The sequence below is a fragment of the Mucilaginibacter sp. genome (genome assembly GCF_025362475.1).
GTDB lineage: Bacteria > Bacteroidota > Bacteroidia > Sphingobacteriales > Sphingobacteriaceae > Mucilaginibacter.
Genome location: NZ_JANYGH010000037.1, coordinates 39,953 through 66,576 on the forward strand (window position 1 = coordinate 39,953; position 26,624 = coordinate 66,576).

The 26,624-nt window shown below is 41.5% G+C and carries 24 protein-coding genes and 1 tRNA gene; 14 read left to right on the top strand and 11 right to left on the bottom strand.

Features of this window, described 5'->3' with window-relative positions:
- Positions 1–122: 122 nt before the first annotated feature.
- The 6 genes from bshC to rpmB form a co-directional block, all read right to left on the bottom strand.
- The gene (bshC, locus tag Q0R88_RS12985; RefSeq protein ID WP_295716699.1) at positions 123–1,715 is read right to left on the bottom strand and encodes a bacillithiol biosynthesis cysteine-adding enzyme BshC; all 1,593 of its coding nucleotides are present in this window, start codon (positions 1,713–1,715) and stop codon (positions 123–125) included.
- Between the two features lie 46 nt (positions 1,716–1,761).
- On the bottom strand, positions 1,762–3,099 hold the full coding sequence (gene rimO, locus Q0R88_RS12990) for a 30S ribosomal protein S12 methylthiotransferase RimO (protein WP_295716700.1): 1,338 nt from the start codon (positions 3,097–3,099) through the stop codon (positions 1,762–1,764).
- A 122-nt stretch (positions 3,100–3,221) separates the two neighbouring features.
- Entirely contained in the window at positions 3,222–4,187 is a 966-nt protein-coding gene (gene ftsY, locus Q0R88_RS12995; protein WP_295716701.1) for a signal recognition particle-docking protein FtsY, read from the bottom strand.
- Between the two features lie 213 nt (positions 4,188–4,400).
- Positions 4,401–4,565, bottom strand: coding sequence for a DUF4295 domain-containing protein (locus tag Q0R88_RS13000; RefSeq protein ID WP_295716702.1), 165 nt, complete (start codon positions 4,563–4,565; stop codon positions 4,401–4,403).
- A 93-nt stretch (positions 4,566–4,658) separates the two neighbouring features.
- Positions 4,659–4,841 (bottom strand): 50S ribosomal protein L33, encoded by a 183-nt coding sequence (gene rpmG / locus Q0R88_RS13005; protein ID WP_067063463.1) that lies wholly within the window; start codon positions 4,839–4,841, stop codon positions 4,659–4,661.
- A 105-nt stretch (positions 4,842–4,946) separates the two neighbouring features.
- Positions 4,947–5,180, bottom strand: a complete 234-nt coding sequence (gene rpmB, locus Q0R88_RS13010) for a 50S ribosomal protein L28 (protein WP_022830076.1) — start codon at positions 5,178–5,180, stop codon at positions 4,947–4,949.
- A 240-nt stretch (positions 5,181–5,420) separates the two neighbouring features.
- On the opposite strand from rpmB, the gene acs reads away from it, so the two are divergent.
- The 6 genes from acs to lpxB all read left to right on the top strand — a co-directional run bounded on the left by acs (position 5,421) and on the right by lpxB (position 10,621).
- Positions 5,421–7,322, top strand: a complete 1,902-nt coding sequence (acs, locus tag Q0R88_RS13015) for an acetate--CoA ligase (protein WP_295716704.1) — start codon at positions 5,421–5,423, stop codon at positions 7,320–7,322.
- 287 nt (positions 7,323–7,609) lie between these two features.
- Positions 7,610–7,969, top strand: coding sequence for a hypothetical protein (locus tag Q0R88_RS13020; protein ID WP_295716707.1), 360 nt, complete (start codon positions 7,610–7,612; stop codon positions 7,967–7,969).
- Positions 7,970–8,131: 162 nt separating this feature from the next.
- Positions 8,132–8,317, top strand: coding sequence for a CsbD family protein (locus Q0R88_RS13025; RefSeq protein WP_090641334.1), 186 nt, complete (start codon positions 8,132–8,134; stop codon positions 8,315–8,317).
- 135 nt (positions 8,318–8,452) lie between these two features.
- On the top strand, positions 8,453–9,226 hold the full coding sequence (surE, locus tag Q0R88_RS13030; RefSeq protein WP_295716710.1) for a 5'/3'-nucleotidase SurE: 774 nt from the start codon (positions 8,453–8,455) through the stop codon (positions 9,224–9,226).
- A gap of 1 nt (position 9,227) precedes the next feature.
- Positions 9,228–9,512, top strand: a complete 285-nt coding sequence (locus tag Q0R88_RS13035) for a stationary phase survival protein SurE (RefSeq protein ID WP_295716712.1) — start codon at positions 9,228–9,230, stop codon at positions 9,510–9,512.
- Entirely contained in the window at positions 9,509–10,621 is a 1,113-nt protein-coding gene (lpxB, locus tag Q0R88_RS13040) for a lipid-A-disaccharide synthase (RefSeq protein WP_295716713.1), read from the top strand. The genes Q0R88_RS13035 and lpxB overlap by 4 nt, the downstream gene beginning before the upstream one ends.
- 81 nt (positions 10,622–10,702) lie before the next feature.
- Here lpxB and Q0R88_RS13045 read toward each other — a convergent pair whose 3' ends face one another.
- The 5 genes from Q0R88_RS13045 to Q0R88_RS13065 all read right to left on the bottom strand — a co-directional run bounded on the left by Q0R88_RS13045 (position 10,703) and on the right by Q0R88_RS13065 (position 13,947).
- Positions 10,703–10,870 carry a hypothetical protein gene (locus Q0R88_RS13045; RefSeq protein WP_295716714.1) on the bottom strand — a complete coding sequence of 56 codons (168 nt, stop codon included), beginning with the start codon at positions 10,868–10,870 and terminating at the stop codon, positions 10,703–10,705.
- A 36-nt stretch (positions 10,871–10,906) separates the two neighbouring features.
- A complete protein-coding gene (locus Q0R88_RS13050; protein WP_295716716.1) occupies positions 10,907–11,038 on the bottom strand; it encodes a hypothetical protein in 132 nt (43 codons plus the stop codon).
- Positions 11,039–11,057: 19 nt separating this feature from the next.
- Positions 11,058–11,246: a hypothetical protein gene (locus tag Q0R88_RS13055; protein ID WP_295716718.1), complete on the bottom strand. Its 189-nt coding sequence runs from the start codon at positions 11,244–11,246 to the stop codon at positions 11,058–11,060.
- Positions 11,247–11,461: 215 nt separating this feature from the next.
- The gene (locus tag Q0R88_RS13060) at positions 11,462–12,658 is read right to left on the bottom strand and encodes an MFS transporter (protein WP_295716720.1); all 1,197 of its coding nucleotides are present in this window, start codon (positions 12,656–12,658) and stop codon (positions 11,462–11,464) included.
- A gap of 749 nt (positions 12,659–13,407) precedes the next feature.
- The gene (locus tag Q0R88_RS13065; protein ID WP_295716723.1) at positions 13,408–13,947 is read right to left on the bottom strand and encodes a TetR/AcrR family transcriptional regulator; all 540 of its coding nucleotides are present in this window, start codon (positions 13,945–13,947) and stop codon (positions 13,408–13,410) included.
- A gap of 288 nt (positions 13,948–14,235) precedes the next feature.
- Between Q0R88_RS13065 and Q0R88_RS13070 the strand changes: the two genes are divergently transcribed.
- From Q0R88_RS13070 to Q0R88_RS13105, 8 genes are all read left to right on the top strand, one after another.
- Positions 14,236–14,309, top strand: a tRNA-Ala gene (locus tag Q0R88_RS13070).
- Positions 14,310–15,302: 993 nt separating this feature from the next.
- Positions 15,303–16,883 (top strand): vitamin K epoxide reductase family protein, encoded by a 1,581-nt coding sequence (locus Q0R88_RS13075; RefSeq protein WP_295716725.1) that lies wholly within the window; start codon positions 15,303–15,305, stop codon positions 16,881–16,883.
- Positions 16,884–16,903: 20 nt separating this feature from the next.
- On the top strand, positions 16,904–19,369 hold the full coding sequence (locus Q0R88_RS13080; RefSeq protein ID WP_295716726.1) for a TonB-dependent receptor plug domain-containing protein: 2,466 nt from the start codon (positions 16,904–16,906) through the stop codon (positions 19,367–19,369).
- Positions 19,370–19,392: 23 nt separating this feature from the next.
- Positions 19,393–20,682, top strand: coding sequence for a carboxypeptidase-like regulatory domain-containing protein (locus Q0R88_RS13085; RefSeq protein WP_295716728.1), 1,290 nt, complete (start codon positions 19,393–19,395; stop codon positions 20,680–20,682).
- 122 nt (positions 20,683–20,804) lie between these two features.
- Positions 20,805–21,068 (top strand): hypothetical protein, encoded by a 264-nt coding sequence (locus Q0R88_RS13090; protein ID WP_295716729.1) that lies wholly within the window; start codon positions 20,805–20,807, stop codon positions 21,066–21,068.
- A gap of 83 nt (positions 21,069–21,151) precedes the next feature.
- Positions 21,152–23,011, top strand: a complete 1,860-nt coding sequence (locus tag Q0R88_RS13095; RefSeq protein ID WP_295716731.1) for a glycosyltransferase family A protein — start codon at positions 21,152–21,154, stop codon at positions 23,009–23,011.
- Between the two features lie 4 nt (positions 23,012–23,015).
- On the top strand, positions 23,016–24,431 hold the full coding sequence (locus Q0R88_RS13100; RefSeq protein ID WP_295716733.1) for a DUF6734 family protein: 1,416 nt from the start codon (positions 23,016–23,018) through the stop codon (positions 24,429–24,431).
- Between the two features lie 5 nt (positions 24,432–24,436).
- Positions 24,437–26,614 carry a peptidase domain-containing ABC transporter gene (locus tag Q0R88_RS13105; RefSeq protein WP_295716735.1) on the top strand — a complete coding sequence of 726 codons (2,178 nt, stop codon included), beginning with the start codon at positions 24,437–24,439 and terminating at the stop codon, positions 26,612–26,614.
- Positions 26,615–26,624: the final 10 nt, after the last annotated feature.

Below are 26,624 nucleotides of genomic sequence, written 5' to 3' on the forward strand. Positions count from 1 at the left end.
CTTCGCCCTGTAAAGTCTGCGAATAGATCCTTCACTATCGTTCAGGATGACAAACTTTTAAAACGTCATTTTTCTTTCAGCGTTTCCCGAAATTTCATCGCTCAGCACGACTTTAAGTAATATTATTTTTCTGTGAGCACTGTAAACTCAAAATCAAGTGGCTCGAAGTGACGGATCAGTTCATCGATGAATGATTGCCCCCATTTTACATACATCAATCCAAAATTTTCTGTACGTTCCTGCAGACTATCTTTGGGGAATAGCTCGGCTTTTACGGCTGATAATTGCTCCAGCCTAACCTCGTAATTACGTTTTTCGGCTTTTATTAATTTCTTTTCCAGGTTATCAACAGCGTGCTTTAACCTTGCCTGTACGGCTGATGCAGATGGCGATAGGGTAGGGTCTATTTTATATGACCTAAGTTTAATCTTTTCAAAAATTGAAGCCATTTCACGCCATTCACCTTCCAAACTCAGGTTGTGGTTGCTATGTTTTTTTATCCAGTCGGTTTTAAGCTCATCATCTTGTTTAAACAGGGCTGCTGTATCCAGATCCATGCGTTCAATTTTGGCAGCTTGTTCTTTACGCACCACCAATGCAGAATTACGCAGGATCAGTATAGGGAAATCTACCTTATAAAAATCAAAGTTTGATTTTAATTCCAGCCAGTAAACCACTTCGGCACCGCCACCTATGTAAGCAATGTTTGGTAAAATGCATTCCTGGTAAAGAGGGCGCATCACTACATTGGGGCTAAAGCGCTCCGGGTAATTGGCAATTTCTTCTTTCAGTTCTGCTTCGGTAAAGCTAATTTCGGTATTCATTACCTGGTAGCTTTCCTGTTCAAAAACTACACGTTCGCGCAGGTTATCTTTCAGGTAAAAAAAGTTAATCTCGCGCGGATTAACTTGGATATGTACCCCCAGCTTTTGCAATTGCTCGTTGGTGGCAGTTATATTTTTAAAGCTGTTTTGATTAATGATATCCTGCTCCATAATAGGGGCAAACTGCTTCTTAAACTCGTGGTCGTCGGCATCAATAATAACCAATCCGTATTGGCCAAAAAGAGCATTTACCAAATAACGGGTGGCATCGGCCAGTTTATCAAATTTTGTATATGCGGTTTCTACAATTTCTGCAACTTCTGTGGCATGGCCCTCCATGCCCAATACTCCTTTGTACTGGTTAAGAGCCTGGCGCATGGTATCGGGGTTTATCCGCCCGGTAGCGCCCGAGGCCTCGTACCACCAATGTACTTTTTTACCGCCAATGTTGGTGTAGTTGATCTCGGCAAAGTCATGGTCTTCACTGGCCATCCAGTAAACGGGTACAAAATTTTTATCAGGATGGGCGGCTTTTAACTGCTGTGCCAGTTTAATAGCGGTAGCAATTTTGTAAAGGAAATATAGCGGACCTGCAAAAATATTAAGCTGGTGACCGGTGGTGATAGTATAAGTACTATCTTCTTTAAGCAGATCAAGGTTGTGTTTTACTACCGATGGATACGGTTCATTATGTGCGTACTGTTTTGATAGCACGCGAAACAATATCTCACGATCGGCAATAGCTTTTTTGTTTTTCAACAGTTCGGCAAAGCCGGCCATATCGGGCCGGTAGCCATAAAACGGTTGAAGATCGGCCCGGTTCCCGATATAATCAATAACTGTGGGCGAAAAAAATCCGGTTTCTTTATAACTTATACAGGAGGCTTCCATTAATCCAAATGTAAAATCATTACTGGTAATGCGCCGCAAATTAACATTATTTTACAATTTGTCCATAAAGGTCAAAGTCTTCGGCGCTGTCAATCTTCACGTTAACAAAGCCACCTACTGTAGCATAGTCAATGCTGGCATCAATTAAAACCTCGTTATCAACTTCTGGCGAATCAAATTCTGTACGGCCAACAAAATAATCCCCATCTTTTTTATCGATCAATACTTTAAATGTTTGGCCAATTTTTTCCTGGTTCTTATCAAATGAAATGCCTTGCTGAATTTCCATGATGGCATCTGCACGTTCCTGTTTTACTTCATCAGGTACATCGTCAACCAAAGAGTGGGCATGCGTTTTTTCTTCGTGCGAGTAAGTGAAACAGCCTAAACGATCAAACTTAGTGTCTTCAACCCATTGAGCCATTTCTTCAAAATGCTCTTGAGTTTCGCCGGGGTAACCGGTGATTAAGGTGGTACGCATAGCAATGCCCGGTACCTTATCGCGAATCTGGTTCACCAGATCAATAGTTTTTTGTTTGGTGATACCACGGCGCATTGATTTCAGCATATCATCACTGATGTGCTGTAACGGCATATCCATGTACTTGCAAATATTATCACGTTCATTCATCACATCCAGTACTTCCATCGGGAAACCGGAAGGGTAGGCGTATTGCAACCTGATCCATTCAACACCATTAACATCACTCAGGCGGCGAAGTAATTCGTCCAGGTTACGTTTGCCATACAGGTCAAGCCCATAATAGGTTAAGTCCTGTGCAATAAGTATCAGTTCTTTTGTGCCATTTTTAACCAGGTTCTGCGCATCCTTAACCAATTGGTCAATAGGAGTGCTCAGGTGTTTTCCACGCATCAATGGGATAGCACAAAAAGAGCATGGGCGGTTACAGCCCTCGGCAATTTTAAAATAGGCAAAGTGAGATGGTGTGGTAAGCAGGCGCTCGCCAATAAGCTCATGTTTATAGTCGGCGCCTACAGATGCTAATAAATTCTGCAGGTCATTGGTACCGAAGTAAGCATCAACGTTGGTGATCTCGGCTTCCAGCTCTGGTTTGTAACGTTCGCTAAGACAGCCGGTAACTATCACTTTGCCAACCTTGCCTTGTTGTTTTAGTTCGCTGTATTGTAATATGGTATCTATTGATTCCTGCTTGGCATTATCAATAAAGCCGCAGGTATTAATAACGATGATATCATTTTTGCCCACTTTCTCGGCCTCATGCACCACATCAAATTGATTGCCTTTTAACTGACCCATCAGGATCTCGGAATCATATATATTTTTTGAGCAGCCCAAAGTAACCACGTTAACGCGTTGTTTAACTGGTTTTGCTATCGGGCGGGAAATTTCTTTTGTCTTCATAACACACTAATCATTGCAATGAGAAAATTGTCATTGCGAGGAACGAAGCAATCGCGAACTATATAGGATTGAATTACAAGAGAGGAGATTGCTTCGTCGTTCCTCCCCGCAATGAAATAATTTTATTGCTTAAACAAGCTATCTACAAACGCCTGGCGATCAAATAACTGCAGATGTTCAACACCTTCGCCAACGCCGATATATTTTACAGGGATCTTAAACTGATCCGAGATACCTATTACTACACCACCTTTTGCCGTACCATCAAGCTTGGTTAGGGCCAGGGCGTTAACATTGGTAGCCTCGGTAAACTGTTTGCATTGTTCAATGGCATTTTGCCCGGTTGATGCATCCAGTACCAATAATATTTCATGTGGTGCGCCAGGGATCACCTTTTGCATCACATTTTTAATTTTAGTAAGCTCATTCATCAGGCCTACTTTATTATGTAATCTGCCGGCAGTATCAATAATAGCTACGTCATCGCCATTGGCAACTGCCGAGCGTAAGGTATCATAGGCAACCGAAGCAGGATCTGATCCCATTGGCTGGGCTACAACTTTTACATCAACACGTTTACCCCAAAGCTGCAACTGATCAACCGCTGCTGCACGGAAGGTATCGGCAGCACCAAGTACTACCTTGTTACCAGCTTGCTTAAGCTTATGGGCCAGTTTACCAATAGTGGTAGTTTTACCCACGCCATTAACGCCCACAACCATGATTACATAGGGCTTATGATCGCCATACTCAAAATTGCGAAAATCGTTGCTGTTATTTTCGGCCAGTAATTTTTGGATCTCATCTTTCAACAGCACATTAAGTTCGCTGGTGCCAACGTATTTATCGCGGGCAACACGTTCCTGGATACGGCCGATGATCTTGAGGGTGGTGCTAACACCAACATCAGAGGTAACCAATACTTCTTCCAGCTCATCCAGCACATCATCATCAACGGTTGATTTACCGGCAATAACCTTGGTGATCTTTGAAAAAAAGTTATCCTTGGTTTTTTCTAAACTGGTATCAAGGGCTTGTTGCTCCTGCTGTGTATTTTCCTTTTTCTTAAAAAAATCAAATAATCCCATAGTTAGATGTGCAGATTTTAGATGTTCAGAAGTGCAGATTTATAATGTGCGTATTTTTTGATGTTAAATTTAGCAATGCAAATATGCCTAAATGATAGTTAACAGATGTCAGATCAATATAATTACTTTAATCTGCGTATCTGATGCATACACATCAACAAAAAAAGCCCTCTCGTAAAAACAAGACGGCTTCAATATTTTAATCAAAAGGTATTATATAGTTTTACCTGCAATTGCATCCTTAACAAAATCGTTAGGGACAATTTGGGTTCTGAATGAATAAGCACCAGTTTTTGGTGATTTGTTCATTGTAATAACTTTTGAATATTCTTTGCCTTTACCTGCTACTTTTAGCGTTGCAACTACTTTCTTTGCCATTTCTTTTAATTATTGAATTAGTGAATCATTGAATTAGTGAGTTAACCGTTGGGGGAGATCTAAACCTATTCAACCATTAACTTAATCAACCAATTACTTAATTTCTTTATGAACTGTTACTTTCCTTAAAACCGGGTTGAATTTTTTCATTTCCAGTCTTTCAGTTGTATTTTTTTTGTTCTTAGTGGTAATATAGCGAGACATGCCTGGCATACCGCTTGTTTTGTGTTCAGTACACTCTAGAATTACCTGAACCCTGTTGCCTTTTTTTGCCATTTTCTTTTTATGTTGTACGCATCACCATCCCGGCTTACGTAATTTTTTAAATTATATATTGCGTTTAATACCTATGTTAAACATGAGGCGTTAACGTAATACCTACTAAATGTATCCCTTTTTAACAAATTTATTGATACAGGCAGTAATGCCGTTTTTGCTGATAGTTTTAACAGCAGATGTAGATACCTTTAAGGTAATCCATTTATCTTCTTCAGGGATATAAAACTTCTTAAGTTTTAAGTTTGGATGAAATCTACGTTTTGTTTTAACGTTTGAGTTTGAAACGTTATTACCTACAATAGATCCTTTTCCTGTTAGATCACAAATTCTTGACATGACAAATATTTTTAATTATCAACCCTTTATTCAAAAGAGTTTGCAAATATCAGACTTTTTAATCGAATATTCAATAGCGTTTTCAAAAATTGTTAAATAATTTTTTAAAGCCAACATTTGCCTTTATTTCAGGCTGTTTGTTATTGGATATTGGTTCTTTTTAAAATTATTTAATAAGTAGTGTTTTTAATATGTACATAACACAGAAATTGCTAATTTACGCCCACCATTATAAATGCTATGAAGATTACATCATTTGAAGAGTATAAGCAGGTTTACCAACAAAGTGTTGAACAGCCTGAACAGTTCTGGGCCGGTATTGCCGAAAATTTTTTATGGCAAAAGAAATGGGATAAAGTGCTTGACTGGAACTTTAAAGACCCAAAGATTAAATGGTTCCAGGGGGCAAAACTCAATATTACCGAAAATTGCCTGGATCGTCACCTGGACACTATTGGAGATAAGACTGCCATTATATGGGAGCCAAATGACCCGCAGGAAGATCACCGCATATTAACTTATCGCCAGCTGCATGATAAGGTTTGCCAGTTTGCCACTGTGTTAAAAAATAACGGGGCAAAAAAGGGTGATCGTATTTGTATATATATGCCGATGATACCTGAACTGGCCATCGCTGTTTTAGCGTGTGCCCGTATAGGCGCAATTCATTCGGTTGTATTTGGCGGCTTTTCGGCGCAGTCAATTGCCGATAGGATAAATGATGCCGAATGTAATATTGTAATAACTGCCGATGGCGGCTTTAGGGCTAATAAACCTATTCCTTTAAAAACGGTAATAGATGATGCACTGGTTCAGTGTAAATCTGTTAAGCGGGTAATTGTTTTAACCAGGAGCCGTACACCGGTTTCTATGATAAAGGGGCGCGATGTTTGGTGGGAAGATGAAGTTAAAAAAGTTGAAACACAAGGTAATCCCGAATGCCCTGCCGAGCAAATGGACGCCGAGGACATGTTGTTCATATTGTATACATCCGGCTCAACAGGTAAGCCTAAAGGCGTAGTGCATACCACCGGTGGCTACATGGTTTATACCGGCTATACTTTTGCTAATGTTTTTCAGTACAACCAGGGCGAGGTGTATTTTTGTACTGCCGATATTGGATGGATCACCGGGCATTCATATATTGTATATGGTCCGCTATCGCAGGGAGCAACTACATTAATGTTTGAAGGAGTACCCACCTATCCGGATGCAGGCAGATTTTGGGATATTGTAGATAAGTACAAGGTAAATATATTATATACGGCGCCAACAGCTATTCGCTCATTGATGAGCTTTGGGGATGAGCCATTAAAAGGTAAGGACCTTAGTTCGCTTACCAAGCTGGGTTCTGTAGGGGAGCCTATTAATGAAGAGGCCTGGCATTGGTACGATGAAAAAATAGGCCATGGCAAATGCCCTATTGCTGATACCTGGTGGCAAACGGAAAATGGCGGTTTAATGATATCGCCTATTTGTAATGTTACACCAACTAAACCCGGTTATGCCACTTTGCCTTTACCGGGTGTACAACCTGTATTGGTTGATGAAAATGGAAAGATAATTGAGGGTAATGGCGTAAGCGGTAACCTTTGTATCAAGTTTCCGTGGCCGGGTATGCTGCGCACCACCTATGGTGATCATGAACGCTGTCGCACTACCTATTTTGCTACCTATGAAAATTTATATTTCACCGGTGATGGCTGTTTGCGTGATGAAGATGGTTATTACCGCATCACCGGTCGGGTTGATGATGTGCTTAATGTATCTGGTCACCGTATTGGAACCGCAGAGGTGGAGAACGCTATCAACATGCACAGCAGTGTGGTTGAATCGGCAGTTGTTGGTTATCCGCATGATATAAAAGGGCAGGGTGTTTATGCCTTTGTGGTTTGCCCAAATCAGCACGGCGACGCAGAGCTTGCCCGTAAAGATATTATCATGACAGTTGCCAGGATAATAGGTGCAATTGCCAAACCGGATAAGATTCAGTTTGTAAGCGGACTGCCCAAAACACGATCAGGCAAAATTATGCGCCGCATTTTACGTAAGATAGCCGAGGGTGAAACCAGTAACCTTGGTGATACCAGTACACTGCTTGATCCGGCTGTTGTTGAAGAGATCAAGGCAGGAGCTTTGTAGGAATAAGGATATTTGGATAAAGGAGCAAAGATCAATTATTGAATAATAAAACAGATGCAGAAAATGAGGAGCAAGGACATCGTAAAAATAGGTTCCTTGCCTTTTTTCTCTGTTTTTTTTATCCTTGTTCTTTGCTCCAGCTTTCTTTTTTCCTTTAAAAATCGGCCATCAGCGAGATACAAGCTCGATTTTTTTACTTCAGAAAATCAATTTTACCTCTGCGATTCTGCCTTTACCGGCGAAACGGGCGATGCCAGTTTTGGACTCCCGCAGCTTATGCCGACAGATTGGCAACAGCGAAGGATAAAGATATTGTTGGAATTAGTATTGAAAGCTTTGGCCACGTAAAGGCCGAGCTTAATGTATTGGATGCTGCAAGCGGGGAAAAGGATTTTAAAAAATATGATCATGTAGTGGAGGCCGGAGTTAGAATTAGTTCAGGAATATTGGAGGTGCTTGATTTTCCAGATCATAAAATTCAGTTAAAAGCCATCGTTACACCAGGATATTATCGTGTAAGGATCTATTCCTATGATCTCAAAAACATTAATTCCGAAGCAGATGAAGGGACAGATCACTATAAAATAGAGCTTTGGCCGTCAAGTAATTTTGAGCGTAAGGTATTGAAGCAATTTGTGAAGGACTAATTTAGGAGAGCCGGGAATTAAGAGCCGGGAATCAAGACCGGATTCTATTTATTGCCCAGTTCCAATTAATAAGTCTTAACTCTTGATTCTAATCTCTTGACTCTTTCCCCAAACCATATCATTTCCCGGATGTTATAACAATACATCTAAATAAAAAACATTATGGATAAGCTACAAATAAAAGGCGGCTGGAATGAGTTAAAGGGCAAGATAAAACAGGCTTACGGCGACCTTACCGATGATGATCTCACCTACGAAGAGGGTAAAGACGATGAAACATTAGGAAAACTTCAGCAAAAAACGGGTAAAACCCGGGATGAACTGGTGAAGTGGATTAACAGTTTATAAGATTTAGAAAAGGCTCCTGCAACGGGGCCTTTTTTATTTGAAAAGCTTTGAAAGTTCAAGGCCGAATCCCGGTAACGGTGTATTTCTTTTTCTTATCAGCAGTCAGCATAAATCAAATATAACTAATTTCGCACAATGAAAACAGCGAAACCCAATATTCTTGTTGTAAATGACGACGGCATAACTGCTCCTGGTATTAAGGTATTGATAGAAGCGATGAGCGAGATTGGCAGGGTAGTAGTGGTAGCGCCGGATAGTCCGCAATCGGGCATGGGGCATGCCATTACTATTGGCAAACCACTGCGCCTGGATAAGGTTGATATTTATGAGGGTATTGAAATGTACCGTTGCTCGGGTACGCCTGTTGATTGTGTGAAGCTGGCCGTTAATAAGATATTTAAGGGGCAAAAGCCCGATCTGTGCGTATCGGGCATTAATCATGGTTTAAATAATTCCATCAATGTTTTGTATTCAGGCACCATGTCGGCCGCAGTGGAGGGTGCAATTGAGAGTATTCCGTCAATAGGTTTTTCTTTGGATGATTATAACCTTGATGCAGACTTTAGCCACTGCGTTAAATACATTAAAGAACTTGCGCTGCAGGTTTTAGCCAATAGCCTGCCGGCCAATACCCTGCTTAATGTAAATTTCCCCAATACATCCGATATTAAAGGCATCAGGATTTGCAGGCAGGCCAACGCAAAATGGGCCGAGGAGTTTGATGAGAGAGTTGATCCGCATAAACGGCCATATTACTGGCTTACCGGCGTTTTTCAGCTTAATGATGGTGGCGAGGATACCGATGTTTGGGCCCTTGATCATAATTATGTATCTGTTGTGCCTGTACAGTTTGATATGACGGCTCATCACGCTATACCATTTTTAAATAACTGGAAGTTTAATATATAAAATGGAGTTCAAAAAAGTACTTAAAACCGACAGTATAACGGCAGGTATAATTGGTGGTTTAATACTGCCGGGCATTAGCCTGTTCATTTTTTTGTATCTGTTAAAAGGTAACTTTTTAATATTTAATAAACCGGGTATCCCATACTTGGTAGCTATTGCGTTGAATTTATTTATGATCAGGTATTGTTTTAAACAGGGGCAGGATAAAACCGGAACAGGTATGATACTGGTGACGTTTATATTTACGGCGGCAGTTTTTTTACTTAAATTACAACCCATCAGATGAAGTATTACCTGGTAGCCGGCGAAGCTTCGGGCGATTTACATGGCGCTAATTTGATGAAAGCGCTAAAAGAGTTAGACCCCGTGGCGGAATTTCGGTTTTTTGGTGGCGACCTCATGCAAGCCGAAGGCGGTACGCTGGTAAAGCATTATGCCGATATGGCTTTTATGGGCTTTGTGGAGGTGGCAGTTAACCTGCGCGCCATTATGAAAAATTTAAAAGCCTGTAAACAAGATATTGCTGCTTATCAGCCGGAGGTGTTGGTGCTGATAGATTTCCCTGGTTTCAATTTGAAGATTGCGGGTTTTGCAAAATCTATTGGACTTCCTGTTTACTATTACATATCCCCTAAAGTATGGGCCTGGAACCAGAAACGGGTTTTAAAGATCAAGAAAATTGTTGACCACCTGTTTTGTATCCTCCCTTTTGAGGTTGACTTTTACAAAACATGGGGCATGGATGTCGACTATGTGGGTAACCCCTTGCTGGATGCTAAAACAGCATTTAAACCCGAATCGGAGTTTCTGCAGAAATATCATTTAACCGGGAAAAAGATCATCGCATTATTGCCAGGCAGCCGCAAGCAGGAGATTACCTATTTACTGCCCGAAATGATCGCGGTAGCAGAACAGTTTCCGGGTTATCAATTTGTTATAGCCGGCGCGCCATCCTTTAAGCTTGATTTTTATAGTGATTTTGTAAAGGGTAAAAACATGCCCGTAATATTTAATGCTACTTATGATCTGTTAAGCCATGCGTATGCCGCTGTTGTAGCATCAGGTACGGCAACGCTGGAAACCGCTTTGTTTAATGTACCGCAGGTGGTGGTTTATAAGGGAAATGCTTTAACCATCGCCATAGCCCGCATGCTGGTGAAAATCAAATTTATATCATTGGTTAATCTTATTGTAAATAAGGGGATAGTAAAGGAACTTATTCAGGAAGAGTGCAACGAATTGCAAATAGCTGCCGAGCTTGAAGCAATCACGGGCGATAGCGCGTACCGTGAAAACATGCTGCTCAGTTATGATGAGCTTGATAACAGAATGGGCCAGCCAGGAGCCTCCGCCAAAACCGCGGCCTTGATTATCAAATACGCATCAAAAAAATAAAACCCTGTTTTTGGCAGGGTTTTATCGTTTTCATAGGTGTTGTGCTATTTTTAGATAGGTAGATGTAGGTATATATGATGATCAGGCAGCTTTGCTTATTTGTTGCGCGGCAACCTGCTTGTTGTTATTGTTTATAAATTGATGTCTCAATTTGAAGTTTCTCAGATCCTCTAATAAAATGTTTAATAATTCATCGTCAAATCTGGCAACTAATTTACTTGTTGATGGTGTAATTTTAAAGGCTTTCATAGGTAGATGTTTTATAGGTAAGTAAGTTGGGTTTTATTACGCTGCGCTTGGTATCAACTGTGGTGATTTAGCTTTAATAGCTTTCAAATCATTCATCAGTATTATTTTCAATTCGTTATCAAAACGTGCTACTAATTTGCTGGTTGATGGTTTTATATTAGTTTTCATAGTTTAGTTTTTTATGCTTTTAATTTCTTTTATCTAAATCTTTCTTTTCAGTTTCCTGGTTCTCGGTAAGGTTGTTTTTGCGGCGCTTTGCTTCGTTGTATTGCCTCAAAATTTGCTCCTCATCGCGTGGGTCTGTTGTTTTTGCGGGCTCTACCGGGTTTTCCCATTCTTTCTCTTCTTCCTTAACCGTTTTCTTAGTAGTTTCCATAACAGTTGCATTTGATAGGTTGTATTCCAATCCTGTGCCAAAAAAATAACCTGGATCAAAAAAAGTCATTGCAGCCTCAGTATTTTTTTACAATACCGTGTAAATGGTTGTTTTTAAGCGGTTTTTATCACCAAAAAAATTTAATTTTTTTGGTGAAATGATATTTGTGGGGGCCTAAATGTGTTTATCTGGTATTCAATAACCGAACACTTGTTTTAATTTCGTACGTTTTTTTGATAGCTGAACAGGTGTGCTGCCAGGGCAACAATGGCCAAAGCTGCGCCAATTGCACATACGCCACTCCATTGGTAGCTTTTCCATACCTGGCTGGCCAAAAATGTACCCGACGCTCCGCCTATAAAATAAGACACCATGTACACCGTGTTCAATCTGTTGCGTGCCTCTGGTATCAAAGAAAAAATTATTGATTGATTGGATATATGCGTAGCCTGCACACCCATATCCAACACAATAACCCCGATAATTAAACCAATTATGCTATGACTGGAAAAATAGAAAATGATGAAAGAAATCAAAACCAGTGACAAAGTATAGCCGGATAATTTATAGGAGTTCATTTTGTCGCTCAATCTGCCCATTAAGCCTGCGGCTAATGCGCCAAAGGCCCCTACCAGGCCAAAAGCACCAGCTACTGAGCTGCCTTCGTTAAATTGTGGTTGTTTTAGTAAAAAAACAAGCGTGGTCCAAAAAGCGCTGAAGCCTGCAAAGCACAAGGCACCGCGGAAGGCTGCCATCCTTAACTTTGGCTGAGTTTTAACTAAATGAACAAGCGATTTCATGAGGTTTTTATAATTTCCTTTATAATCGGGCTCAACCTCGGGTAAAAAGAAAAATATCATGAGCCACATAGCCAGCATAAGTCCTGTAGCAATATAATACATGGCCCTCCATCCAAAATGTTCGCCTACAAAACCGCTTAAGGTACGCGAGAGTAATATGCCTATCAACAGGCCACCCATTATAACCCCTAATTTTTTACCGCGCTCATGTGGTTTGGCCAGATGGGCTGCCATGGGTATCAATAATTGTGGTATTACAGATGATACACCAACCAGGAACCCGGCTATAGTTAATATGGTTACAGTAGGCGCCAGTGCGCTTATTAATAATGATATTATTACCAATATAAAATCAATCAATATTAATCGCTTCCGCTTAAGCATATCTGCAAGCGGGATTATGAATAGTAAACCGGTTGCATAACCTATTTGCGTAAAGAAGGACACCTGCTGCGCTTTTTTATCGGTGATGTTAAAAGTGTGTGCTATATCGGCCAGTAGTGGCTGATTGTAGTAAATATTAGCCACCACCAACCCCGTAGCGATGGTCATGATCCATAAAGTGAACGGAGTTAAATGAGGATGCGTTTTGAGCTGCTGGGTAGCTGTCATTGTATAAAAAAATATAAAATTCGCTGCAAAAATGCGCAAGCGTTTTTTAAACTATGCTTATTTAAAGTAATTTTTATACGTGATGATACAATATCTTAAAACGTTATGAGTTTTAAATATTGATAAAAAGAGATTTTTTTTGGCGGATATTTCTTAAAAAAAAGTATTTTATCTCTGTTTTTTATCAATGTTGTTTGATTTTGGAATAAAATTTGATTTTAAATCATTGAAAATATTTTTTTTAATGATTTTTTCAAGGTTTGTGTCTTGTAAAATGATCTATTTTTGATTTTTATTGAAAATAATTTAATAAAGTGAAATAATTTGACGCTTATTTTGTTCTTTAAATGAATCGATATTAAAAAGATAAAAAATTAACACTTTAATAATGATTTATTTGTATTTTTGAGAATCAAACAGGGTAATAGAGTGGTTGTGATAAATGTTACAATAAAATTACAAAGTATTTTAAAATAATATAAAAACTTAGTGTTACTTTTACACAGTAATACAAACACAAAAAAGTCTTCTCATAATTTAGGTTTATAATTGGTTAGTAAAGGCCCCTGCCCATCAGGGGCTTTACTTGTTTTAAAGGGTTTGGTATTTAGACGGCAAACAAGAAGCTCCCCATTGTTTTAATGGCTTAATTATAATAATCGCATACGCCTTTCCAACACGTATATTTATTGCTTCCTATTAAAATTCGACAGGAATGGCTTGTAGCCAACATCTAAATTCGTAATGATTCAGATTATTTTTTCTGCAATATCCCTGGCAGTTTTTATAGGCCAGGCATTGCCGTGTACTTTATTGGTTATTAACGCGCCATCAAAAAGCATATAAAGTTCATCTGCCAATCTCTCTTTTTTAACAGGTTTTAAAATGTCGGCAAAAATTGCTCTTACATCGTTTTTTTGTTTCTTGATTATTTCCCTGATCCTGGCGTTATCTACTGGTAATTCAGAAACTATGTTTAAAAAATTACATCCGTAATAATCAGGTTTAGATGATAATTCTACCAGGAAATCAAATAATGCCAGCGCTTTCTCTTTAGGAGTGGTGAATTTTTCCACTTCGTTTTTTAAAGCATTATTTGTTTCAATACTTCTCGCCGTTAAATACTCTGCCAACAGATCCTCTTTGGAATGAAAATGCTGATAGAGTGAAGCCTTTGCCACGGCAGCCTCCTGAATTATCTGGTTGATGCCCGTTGCATTATAACCCTGCTTGTAAAACAATCTCGAAGCGGTTTCAATTATTTGATTGCGGACAAAACTTGTTTTCATACCTCAAAGGTAAAAATGTTTTTTATATACAGACAGGTCGGTATATATATATTTGATTGCCGGCTAAACCTTTTACTACGTTAAAAAGGCAATTTCACAAGCGATAACTCTTTGATAGGAGTGTGAGAAAAACGAGGCAACACCCTCAAACGCTATAATTTTTTTATGCGGGACACTCGCGTTATCCGCGACTTTATAGGTAAAATGCGGCTTAAAAAGCTACTTTTAAACGAATTTGAAATACTTTGGGAATTTTCACCGAAAGATATATATTTGCACTCCCGCAATGGGGGATTAGCTCAGCTGGCTAGAGCGCTTGCATGGCATGCAAGAGGTCATCGGTTCGACTCCGATATTCTCCACATACTGATTATCAGGCTTTTAGATTGAGTTCTAAAAGCCTGATTTTTTTACAGGTACAACATAGGTACAACACTTTCTCCCCTAATTATTAAGTTTAAGTACTTCGAAAAATGCGCGAAATCATTTTATATAAGATTTTTTAGTCAAATTAGATTACTTCCAGCGCATGCCGAAAATTAATTTACCCGATATCCGCTTTTTTTTCGACTCTTCATAACAGATCATTAACTCCCTTAATGGTAATTTTTAATACTGATTACAAGATGAGTGATTTGCACCATATAATGAAAGGCAATTCGCAAGAGTCATGGGGTGCTGGAGGTCAGAAGTTCGAATCTTCTCATCTCGACTTACAAATCAAGGACTTATGAGTTCAAAATCTAAGTCCTTTTTAATTGGGTCTAACATAGGTCTAACACTTTCTATCATATTTTGTAAGGTTAATTGGTTTAAACCAATAACCTTATATTTTCAATTAACGAAAATATCGGATACAACTTTCTATCTCTTATTTATTGAGTTGTTACTTCGTTTATAATTTGGGTGAGATTTATTACGAGTCAGATAAATACAATCGGGAAGCCAGGACCATACCGCACTCCTCCACTTCTTTCACGCAATATGTATCTTGTCAAAGCACACATCCTTAAAAGTTTTTTATAATCCTAAAAATATCGGGGTGGTCTTAAATTAACGCGGTAAGACTGTTTGTAACTTTCGGAAAGCATTCGCCAATAGTCAATACACCTTAATCAGTGTGGCTGGTCCTAAAGCGCAAAACGGTCTCGCTATTTTAAAGCAAAAAAAGATACAAAAAGACTAAATAATGATATAAATTAACTAATAGATAACCGGATATTTAATTCACCTTTATAACGCTTTAATAAGCAACCATTATAAAAACCAAATATTAAATAAGTTACTTTTTTAAGCTGGCATAAGCTCTGGTGTAGATGCTGATTCCATGCTAAACCTCAACCTATGCTACCTTTATGAAAAAAGAGGCTGTTATTGATGCTGTCTTGTATTTGCTTCTTGAGTTAGGTATTCCTGTTACACGCGGGGGGATTTATGACGAGTTTTTAAAACATCCCGGGCATCCGAGTTTACTTTCCATCAGTGATGTTTTGAACAGATGGAGCATTCCCAATGGTGCCTACCGGATAAAACCAGCACAATTGGTCGACATACCGCGTCCTTTTCTTGCTCATTTTCAAGATGACGGCGGATCCTTTGTTGCTGTGAACCAGATTGATGATGATTTTATTACCATAAGAACAGAACACGGGAAATTAAAGAAATTACCCAGAGCGCTGTTTATCAGATCGTGGAGCGGGACAGTGCTTGCGCTCGAAGCCGGACCTGACTCAGGCGACCCTGGCTTTTCAAAAAAACGCCAGGCAAGACTGTCTGAAATGGCAGGTCGGTTTTCAGGTGTAATTTTAATCTTTATATTTTTTGCGATTTTGTTATGGCAGCGGCAACGTGGCTTTCCCGGAGAATTTAATATCAACCTGATATTCCTCCTATTATGTAAAACGGCCGGAATAGCAGTGTGCATGTTATTGCTCGCGCAATCATTTGGACAATCTATCCCCTTTGCCGAGCGCCTGTGCAGCAGTGGAAAGAGCACCAACTGCGATGATGTGCTGAAGAGCCGCGGAGCTGCGGCCGTCTTCGGCATCAGCTGGTCGGAAATAGGGTTTGTTTATTTCGGGGGATCCTGTATTGCATTGATCGTGAGCGATGAGCCCGCCCGAATCGCCGGGATTTCAGGAGTTTTGAATTTATTATGCCTGCCATATACGCTGTACGCTTTATACTATCAGGCCAGAATTGTGCATAAATGGTGCGTGCTGTGTTGTATTGTGCATTTATTGCTCTGGCTGGAAGCTTTGGCCTTTTATCCATATGTGTCCAATGTGCTGCATATCCCCGTTATTAAAAGCCTGATTATCCTAATGGCCGGGTTGTTTTTAGCGGTTGGGATCTGGCTTTTTTTACGAGCGTATATGAACAGATCCAACACATTTACCGCTGTAGAAAGTCATCTGAAAAAAATCAAATATGACACGGTTGTTTTCCAGTCCCTGCTCCATGCGCAACCACGGTGTGCCGCTCTGGACGAAAGCTTCGTTCTTGCAGTGGGTAACAGCGAAGCGGATCACGTGATCACAATGGTATCCAATCCGTATTGCCAGCCCTGCGCCGGGGCGCACAAGGTAATGGAGGGTTGGCTGAAAATTAAAGATATCCGGTTACAGGTGATATTTTCCGCTGCAGGGCGCACTGTGCCAGAATCAATTGTAGCGCATCATTTAATGACTTTGTACAAGGCGGGGGATGAGGAATTACTGCTGAAGGCAATGCATACCTGGTACCAGGGCGATGTATTAAGCGAAGAACGCTGGCTGGCTCTATACCCTGGTGCAGGTTATGACACTGGAAAAGAGCTGCAATATCAGGCAAACTGGTGCAAAGAAACAGGAATTGAATTTACGCCCACCATTTTCATCGACGGCTTCCGGCTTCCGCCGCAATACAGCCTTGAGGATATACATTACCTGATCTGATGCCTGTGATAAAACTAACTATGAGATCTAATAAAATACTTTTACCCGTTGCCGTGTTAATCCTTTCACTATCCTGTGCCTTCGCCTGGATTCATGATCCAGGCGATCAGATAGCAGCATTATTAACCCGTTATGCAACCAGGTATCCTCAGGAAAAAGTCCACCTTCACCTGGACAGGAATTATTATGCAGCCGGTGACACGCTGAATTTTAAAGCCTATGTGGTAACCGCTGCAAATAACGAACTTTCTGATACAAGCAAAATCCTTTATGTCGACCTCGCCGATGCGAATCAGGGGTATTTCACTACTTTAAGTTACCGGCTTGATGCAGGAACGGCTTCGGGAACTATAGAAATTCCGGATACTTTAAAAGCAGGAAATTATACCATCAGCGCTTATACCAACTGGATGAAAAATTTCGGACAGGAATATTTTTATCATGCAGGCCTGAAGATAGGCCGGACAGGTGATAGCGGAACGACTGCTCCAAAAGGCATAGCTGCCAGGGAAGATCAGATTTACTTTTTCCCGGAAGGAGGCAATCTGGTAGATCAGCTTGTTTCCGTTATAGGTTTTAAGGCGGTTGACAACCAAGGAAAAGGAACAGGGGTATCAGGAACTGTGGTGGACGAAAGCGGAAAAAATATTGTTTCCTTTCGTCCTGCATACGCCGGAATGGGGCGTTTTAACCTGAAACCGGAGTCGGGCCATCATTATACGGCAGTTGTTAAGTTCAGTGATGGGACAACGCAAAACGTTCCCCTGCCTCAAATAGCCGGATCAGGCTATGTTTTAACGGTCGACAATCAGGATAGAAATGAGATCAGGGTAACCGCGAGCTACCGCGGAAAAACTGCCGGGCATTCCGCTTTACTAATTGCACAGGCTAATCATCAGGTGATCAATATCACTAATGTAAGTTTCGTAAACAATACGGCTTCGATAGCGCTTAAGCGGCGCGATTTTCCGACGGGAATAACTCAACTTACGTTGTTTGACGCGGCAGGAGAACCCACGGCTGAACGTTTGATATTTGTTAACCGGCAGGATCAGCTCAGGCTGCAGCTTACAGGGCTTAAAGCTGCAACAGCCGGCACAAGCCAGAAAGTGACACTCCGGGTGACCGATGCATTAGCTAATCCCGTCAATGGGGAATTTTCCGTGGCCGTATTAGATCAAAGCGTGGTTGGCGATAGTTTAAAGATACCGTCTATCATGGCTGATCTTTTGTTAACATCGGATTTGAAAGGAACTGTTGAAAATCCCGATGATTATTTCAATAACAAGGCTCCCGAAATGGCCATGATGCTCGACAACCTGATGATCACCCAGGGCTGGAGGCGGTTTAAATGGAAAGATCTTTTAACGGGAAAAGATCCGCTGCTGCTTTACCCTGCCGAGAAGGAACAATCGTTGCGGGGTACACTCCGCTCGAAAAAGAATCAGCCGATACCAAATGGGAAGATATTGCTTGTCTCTAAAGCAGCCTCTGCCTTCACCTTAACTTCTTTTACCGATAGCCAGGGGCGTTTTATTTTTAATCTCCCCGGGGAATTTGAACAGCAGCAATTTAACCTGATCGCTTCTGACGCTTCGGGGAACAGTGATGTGAAAATTACCATAGATAGCCAGGGGCCGGTTTTGCCACAAGCAACGGCAGGGCCGGCTTTTCTCCCGGCCAACGCAGAGAACCACTTAAAGAGCTACCTAAAGGTTAAAGACGAGTTTTTTAATGCCGGAAGCCCGCAACCCAGGCAATTAAAGGAAGTACTGATCAAATCAAAGCAGGTTACTTTAACCGAAAAGGCACTTGCGGCATCTGCCAATTTAAATGGCGCAGGCAATGCGGATCAGGTATTAACTTACAAAGACCTGAATAATTGCAGCGATCTGGAAATGTGCCTGCAGGGTAAACTAACCGGAGTATATTTCAAAACGGTAAAAGATCCCAATAGCAATGCCTATAAAAAGGTGCCATATTCTGCTGGTGGCATGGATAAGCCGATGCTGGTTGTATTAGACGGGGTTCCCGTTCCCGCTGGAATGTCTACATTGAATAATATACCTGCTGTAAACGTGCAGTCGATAGAGGTATTACGGACAGGTTCAAAGTTAGTCGTCTACGGCATGGAAGCAAGCGGAGGGGCGTTAATCATCACTACCAAAAAAGGAGGTATCGACTATAATGCGATCAATGAGCCCCGCACAAACAGCAAAGAGCCGGTATCTGGTTTTATGACCCTTAGCTACAACGGTTACCATAAAAGCCGGGAATTTTATAATCCGCCGGCCAGCGCACAAGGCGGGCGGAATAGCAGATCGCCGGAGACGGTATTTTGGAAGGCCCACCTCAGGAGTAATGACGACGGACAGGCCACTTTTGAATTTGTGGGCGGAAGTAACCTGAAAAAGGCAGTTATTATCATAGAGGGTCTCTCGGCCGACGGAAAAATAGGCTATTTATACCAGCAACAAACCTTTTAATACGATATATACCTGATTATCAAATGAAAACCACCATCATAGCATTTGTTTTTCTGACCTGCTGCTTCCGGGTTTCCGGCCAGCAGAGGTTATCCGGCCGAGTATCCGATCCTGATGGCGCGCCGCTTTCGGGGGCAACCGTGTTTGTTTCTGAATCAAAGATTGGAACGACTACAGATGTCAAAGGGAATTTCGCCCTTTCCGCTCCTGTAAACGGTAGTGTGAAACTGGTAGTGTCTTATATCGGCTATGAAACACAGGTAAAAACCATAGCGCCTGGTATGGGGGCAGAAATGAATTTTACAATGAACCCAGTCAGCAATCAACTTAAAGACGTGATTGTTACCTCGCGTTCAAATGATAACTGGAAACACTGGGGTGCCGCTTTCATTTCCGCTTTTATAGGGAATTCTGCATTCTCAGCCCATTGCACAATTGTTAATCCCCAGGAAATCGGGTTTGAGTATGACCCGCCAAGCCAGGTATTGCATGCTTATGCGTCAGTACCTGTATTAGTCAGGAATGAAGACCTGGGCTACCTTTTAACAATCACCCTTGTTGACTTTACGCTGTACTCATCAAATAACGATGTGGATTACCTGGCCTATTACCTTTTTGAAGAAATGAAAGGAAATGCCGGTCAGCAGGCACAATGGGAAGATAACCGGCGAAAAGCCTATGCTTTATCGCTGATGCATTTCACCAGAGCGCTGTACGCCGGAAAACTCAGGGAAGAAGGGTTTGAGGTACGTCAGTTCATGATTAACGATGGGAAGGAAAAAGAACGGGTTAAAAAGCTATACAGACAGCTTGCATTACACACTGATTCACTGAAAAACTCACGCGGTAATGCGGAGGATGTCGATAAACTTATTGAAAGCCGCTTTGGCAAGGATTCACTACGGTATTATAAAAAGATACTCGCCCAAAAAGATAACGAGGTGAAAATGAGTGAACCACTCAGGGCCGGTGATATCTCTGTAAAAAAAGAAAAGAACCTGTCTTTAAATTTTAAGACCCAGCTGCAGGTTGTTTATAAAAAAAATAAAGAACCTGAAGAATATTATAACTACAGGAATCATATCGCGCTCAACACCGAAAGCATTAGTGTGACAAGTACCGGCATCAGTACCAGCCAACTGGTGATGCCCCCTAAAATCAATCCCTATACTGAGCTCTGGCTGACCAAAGGCATTCCTGCAGATATAAAGGAAAACGGAGCGATAGAGAACAACGATTTGTACCTGCACGGTTTCTGGGGCTGGTGGGAGAAGATTGCAACCAAGTTACCTTACGAATATTATCCCGATTAAATAACCTATAAAGTTTATAAAAACATTACAGATAAGTAAGAAAGGTGCGCAACTTTCAATACCGAACTGTAACGCAAATGCTCTTTTGCTTAATTAAGAGTTAATCAACTACAATTCATTAAATGAAATCTTTGAAGTTAAAATCTTTAGGCGTAGGCATCAATGACATGCTTTCGAGGGAACAAATGAAAAAGGTATTGGGCGGATGTGGTACAGGTTGCGGAAACGGTTGCAATACGCAATATAATTCCGTTACCTGCCGAGATGCATCGGGACACGTATTAGGCTCCATTGCGGAGGATTCTCATTGCGGGTCAGGCTGGTTCGGAAGATGCAGTATTTATCCGGGTTCAAGCCAAAGCACGTCAACCTGTAACTGCTCTTAAGCTGTTGCTTATTTCAATTACCCCGGCCGTAACTGTGCCGGGGTAGTTTTATTCCGGGGTTCATATATTCCAATAAACAGCTTATGATTGAAAATGCTCAAACGGCTTGCCTGATCACTGTGATCATGCCTACTTTTAACCAGGTTTCTTTTATATCAAGAGCCATTTCCAGCTTGATAAACCAAACGTTTGAGGCATGGGAGCTGATTATTATCAACGATGGCTCTACCGACCAGACTCTACATGTGATCGGCCTGTTCCTGGAAGATCCCCGGATTTCCTGTATCAGCAATACGCGGAATTTAGGTATGGGACGGTGTTTAAATATAGGACTTCAGCACGCTAAAACACAAAACATCGCTTACCTGCCGTCGGATGATATCTATTTTAAAGATCATTTAAGTTTACTTTACAAGGTTCTCCATAACGGTACCACGTTCCGTTTTGCTTATTCGGGTATGCGAAAAAGGAACAGCGAAGTCATGATGACGGATGTTTCAGAAACTGTGTTTACGCCTGTTAACTATTTTCAACTGGTGCAGGTACTCCATGTTAAAACTGATCATCAGTGGGTGGAGCGAAGTGAACTTGTGACTGATGACCTCAATAAAATGTTTTGGAATCAGATTTATGCACCTGAAAATTCAGTTTGTACCGGCAGTATAACCTGCGAGTGGGTGATACATGCGGCGCAAACGCATAAACTGATCATGGAAACCTTAGGCGGGGGTATTTACGCTTATAAAAAACATTTTGATGTGCGTGAGCCCATCCGGTTCAAGTCAAGTACGGGCAATTACATCGATGAAGAATATCTGTACCGGGACTTCCGTAGCCTGCCGCCGGTTAACTCAAAACCGGGTCTGAAAATTTTACTTGTCGGGGAGCTCGCTTACAACCCGGAAAGGATCGTCGCTTTAGAAAGCGCAGGCCACCAGTTGTTCGGATTATGGATCAACAGTCCTGAATCGTATAACGCTGTTGGGCCGCTACCTTTTGGCAACATTACCGATATTCCCCTTAATGACTGGCAAAGCACCGTTTTAGCAATTAAGCCGGATATCATTTATGCCCTGCTAAATACACAAGCCGTACCGCTTGCCCACCATGTGCTGAAGGCCGGGCTTGACATTCCGTTTGTATGGCATTTCAAAGAAGGCCCGTTTTTTGCAATGCAGGCTGATGTCTGGGATGAACTGGTTTATTTATACCGGTATGCAGATGGCCTGATTTTTATCAATGAGGAATCCAGGAACTGGGTATGTGAGTTTCAGGAACTGACACAACCTGTCCTTATAATGGATGGAGACCTCCCCCCAAGGAAATGGTTTAATGTTGAAAAGAACGGGGCGCTATCCGATATCGATGGGGAAGTTCATACCGTTATTCCGGGCAGGCCCATGGGAATTAATTATCCCGAGCTTCAGTTATTAAAAGCGCAAAGAATTCATTTACACTTTTACGGCGAATACTATCATGCAACCTGGAAGGACTGGGTTGAAATGGCACTTAAAGTGGCACCAGGCTATATTCATCTGCATGCACACTGCTATCCGGAAAACTGGGTTAAGGAGTTGTCGCAATATGACGCTGGCTGGCTACACACATTCACCAGCGATAATTACGGAGAACTGAGCCGGGCGTCGTGGAATGACCTGAATTATCCTGCCAGAATGAATACACTGGCGGCAGCCGGATTGCCGATGATCCAGAAATGCAACAGCGAGCACCTCGTGGCAACTCAAAGTCTCACCCGCAAACTTAATACAGGCATTTTTTATAAAGATTTCGAGGGCCTTTCAGAGACATTGCATCATCATGATCGGTTGAGTACCCTCAAAGGCAATACATGGGACCACCGTGCCCAATTTAGTTTTGATGAACATGTTGAAACGCTGGTCACCTTTTTTTATCAGGTGATCACGCTGCACCACAAGAAATAAGATCATGAGAATTATTCAAACTTTTTGGTCGGCCGGGAAGAACTTACTTGATGATCCGTTTGGCTGGTATTCCGCGCAACACCATCTCATGGGCTGGGCGTTAAGCTGTTTGTTATTAGAAAAACATTTTGGCGGTGTAGAACTATACACCGATGAGGCAGGATATGAAATCTTAATTAAACAATTAAGATTACCATACCGTCACGTTCACCTTATTTTTAATCAGGATGAATTTCCTGCAGATCTCTGGGCGCTCGCGAAAATAAAAACATATGCTTGCCAGGAAACACCGTTTATACATGTTGACGGCGACGTGTTTATTTTTGAATCATTTGATTCATCCCTGCTTTCTGCTGGGTTGATAGCTCAGAACAACGAAAAAGCAACGCGTTATTATCATTACAATTATACACGAATAATGCGATGTCTCGATTACATTCCAGATGCCTTACGTTTTGACATTGACCAGTTCCCAGTGTGCGCCTGCAACACTGGCATTATCGGCGGAAATGACCTGGACTTTTTTAAGCATTACACGGGCCGGGTATTTGAGTTTGTCAATAAAAATCAAACGGAAAAAATTCCGCCGGAGATTTTACCCAATTATAATATCATTTTTGAGCAGATGCTTTTCGCCAGATTAAGTATCCTCGCTGGCAAAGAGGTAAACTGTTTTTTTAAAGATACTTTTGATGATTTCGGGTATCATTACGAATCCATCGCTGATTTTACCGCTGTTCCGCATGCTGCTCAATACCTGCACCTTTTAGGGCCATTTAAAGGGCAATTTATCGCTTGCGACCTTATGAGTCGAACTTTGCTCCGCGATTATCCTGCACATTTTTCTCTGGTTACCAACTTGTTTAATGGCGTCGCGCAAGATAATGAGCCGGCAGATACAAACAACCTTCCGCCGAAAGAACGGCTTAGATTTAACAGGAAACTTGCTGCAGCAAAAAGACACTTCAATACACTTTCTGTAAGTGAATTATCCGCACGGAACAACCGCTCTATGGGCTTTTTGACTTTTCTCAACTATCCGGTCGGTATACAGTCTCGGCAAGTACTTGTTATTGACCAATACATCAGAATTATAGCTACCAATCAGAATTGGGGGGCTGGTGGCAGCGGTGAAAGTGAAAATGTCCAACCCATCATAGCCATAGCCTATATACCTGAATTTTTTCTTATACCGTATAGTAAAGTGTTGTTGGATGCCATGGATTATAATATTCTGCAGTCATTAAGCCAGCCGGTTACCTTCACGGGGGTGCTTCAAAAACTGGAAGCTTGCTTTGATCCAATTGATATTGAGCTTAATTATGAAGGTTTTCGCAGCTTGATCTTGAGCAGAATAAAAGAACTGATTATCCGCAAATGCGTGTGCACACTGAACACTGATCTATTAGAGCTTAATTAAGGGCAATGAATTTTACTTTCTATCAACAACCCGATCAAATGGACTGCGGCCCGGCCTGCTTACGGATGATCTCAAAATACTATGGACGAATATACTCTTTGCAAAAATTGAGAGATCTTTGCCAGATCAACCGCGATGGTGTGTCTTTGCTGGGAATCAGTGAAGCTGCAGAAAATTTAGGATTCAGGGCGCTCGGTGCCCGCCTGAATGTTGATCAGGTAAGGGGCGTTACTTTGCCCTGTATCTTGCACTGGCAACAAAATCATTTTGTTGTTTTATATAAAATAAAGAAAGGGCGCTATTATATCGCCGACCCGGCCAGGGGGCTGTTGGTATATTCTGCTCCTGAATTTACGCGGCATTGGTTAAGTGGCGGGGAGCGTCAAAACGGAATTTCACTGATCATAAGCCCAAGTCCCTCGTTTTACGACCATGATGGAGAAAAAACAGATCAAGGAAGCAGGTCGTTCATGTTGCGCTACCTGCGGGGTTATCGCCAGCTTATTATGCAACTTATTTTTGGGCTGGGGATGGGTGCGGTACTACAGCTGATTGCACCATTCTTAACCCAGGCCCTTGTTGATACAGGTATAAATACGCGCAACCTCGGATTTGTGTACGTGATCCTGATTGCGCAGCTGATGTTGTTTTTGGGAGCGACCAGTGTTGATTTTATTCGTTCATGGATTTTATTACATATCAGCACCAGGATCAATGTATCAATCCTTACCGATTTCCTGATTAAGCTAATGCGGCTGCCCATGCGTTATTTTGACACAAAAACCACTGGCGATATTATGCAGCGCATGACTGATCAGGGCCGGATACAGAGTTTTTTAACGGGCTCGGCGTTGAGCATGATCTTTTCGTTATTCAATTTTGTGGTTTTTGCCTTGGTGTTGGCCTATTACAGCCTGAGTGTGTTTTCGGTATTTATGACAGGAAGTACCATATATACCATCTGGATATTTGTTTTTCTTAAAAGCAGGAGACAACTCGACTTTAAAAAGTTTGAGTTATCCTCAAAAAACCAAAGTAACATCGTTCAACTCATCGGCGGTATGCAGGAGATTAAATTGAACAACTGCGAACAGCAAAAGCGCTGGGACTGGGAACACATTCAGGCCAGCCTGTTCAGATTCAGTGTAAAAAGCCTGGCACTGGGTCAATACCAGCAGGCCGGCGCATCATTTATAAATCAGGGTAAAAATATCATTATAACTTTTTTAAGCGCTAAGGCGGTAATTGATGGAAGCATTACACTGGGTGGTATGCTGGCTATTCAATATATCGTTGGGCAGCTTAACAGCCCCGTTGAACAGTTTCTGGGATTTATACAGGGATTTCAGGATGCGAGAATCAGCCTTGAACGCTTAAATGAAATTCAGGGGATGGATGATGAAGACCCGCTGGACCGGCATTGCCTGCATGAATTACCTGAAGACCGGAGTTTGAGAATACGTGGGCTGTCTTTCCGTTACCCCGGCGCCGGGAATGAGCCTGTTTTGGAAAATATTGATTTAGATATCGCGCAGGGAAAAACGACCGCAATAGTTGGGATGAGCGGTAGCGGCAAAACAACAATCTTGAAATTACTGCTGCGGTTTTATCCATGGGAAAAAGGGGGTATTGATGTCGGTGACAAAAAACTCAACCAAATAAACATTAAATTATGGCGAAAGAGTTGCGGAACAGTAATGCAGGATGGTTTTATTTTCTCCGACACGATTGCCGGCAATATTGTGGTGGGAGATGAAAATCCAGATAAAAAACGTTTACAATACGCAGTCCACGTAGCCAATATCCAGGAGTTTATCAATAGCCTGCCCAGTGGACTGGACACCATGATTGGGGACCAGGGAAATGGAATAAGCCAGGGCCAGCGCCAGCGAATACTTATTGCACGGGCGGTTTACAAGGATCCCGATTATATTTTTTTTGATGAAGCTACCAATGCACTCGATGCCAACAATGAAAGGGTGATTATGAGCAATCTCCATGAGTTTTTCCGCGGGCGGACTGTGGTCGTTATAGCGCACAGGCTAAGCACAGTGAGCAATGCAGACCATATTGTGATGTTGCACCAGGGTTGTGTTATTGAGCAGGGAGATCACCACGGGTTGACCGCAAAAAAAGGAGCCTATTACAACTTAGTAAAAAATCAATTGGAACTGGGTATTTAAATAATAATTT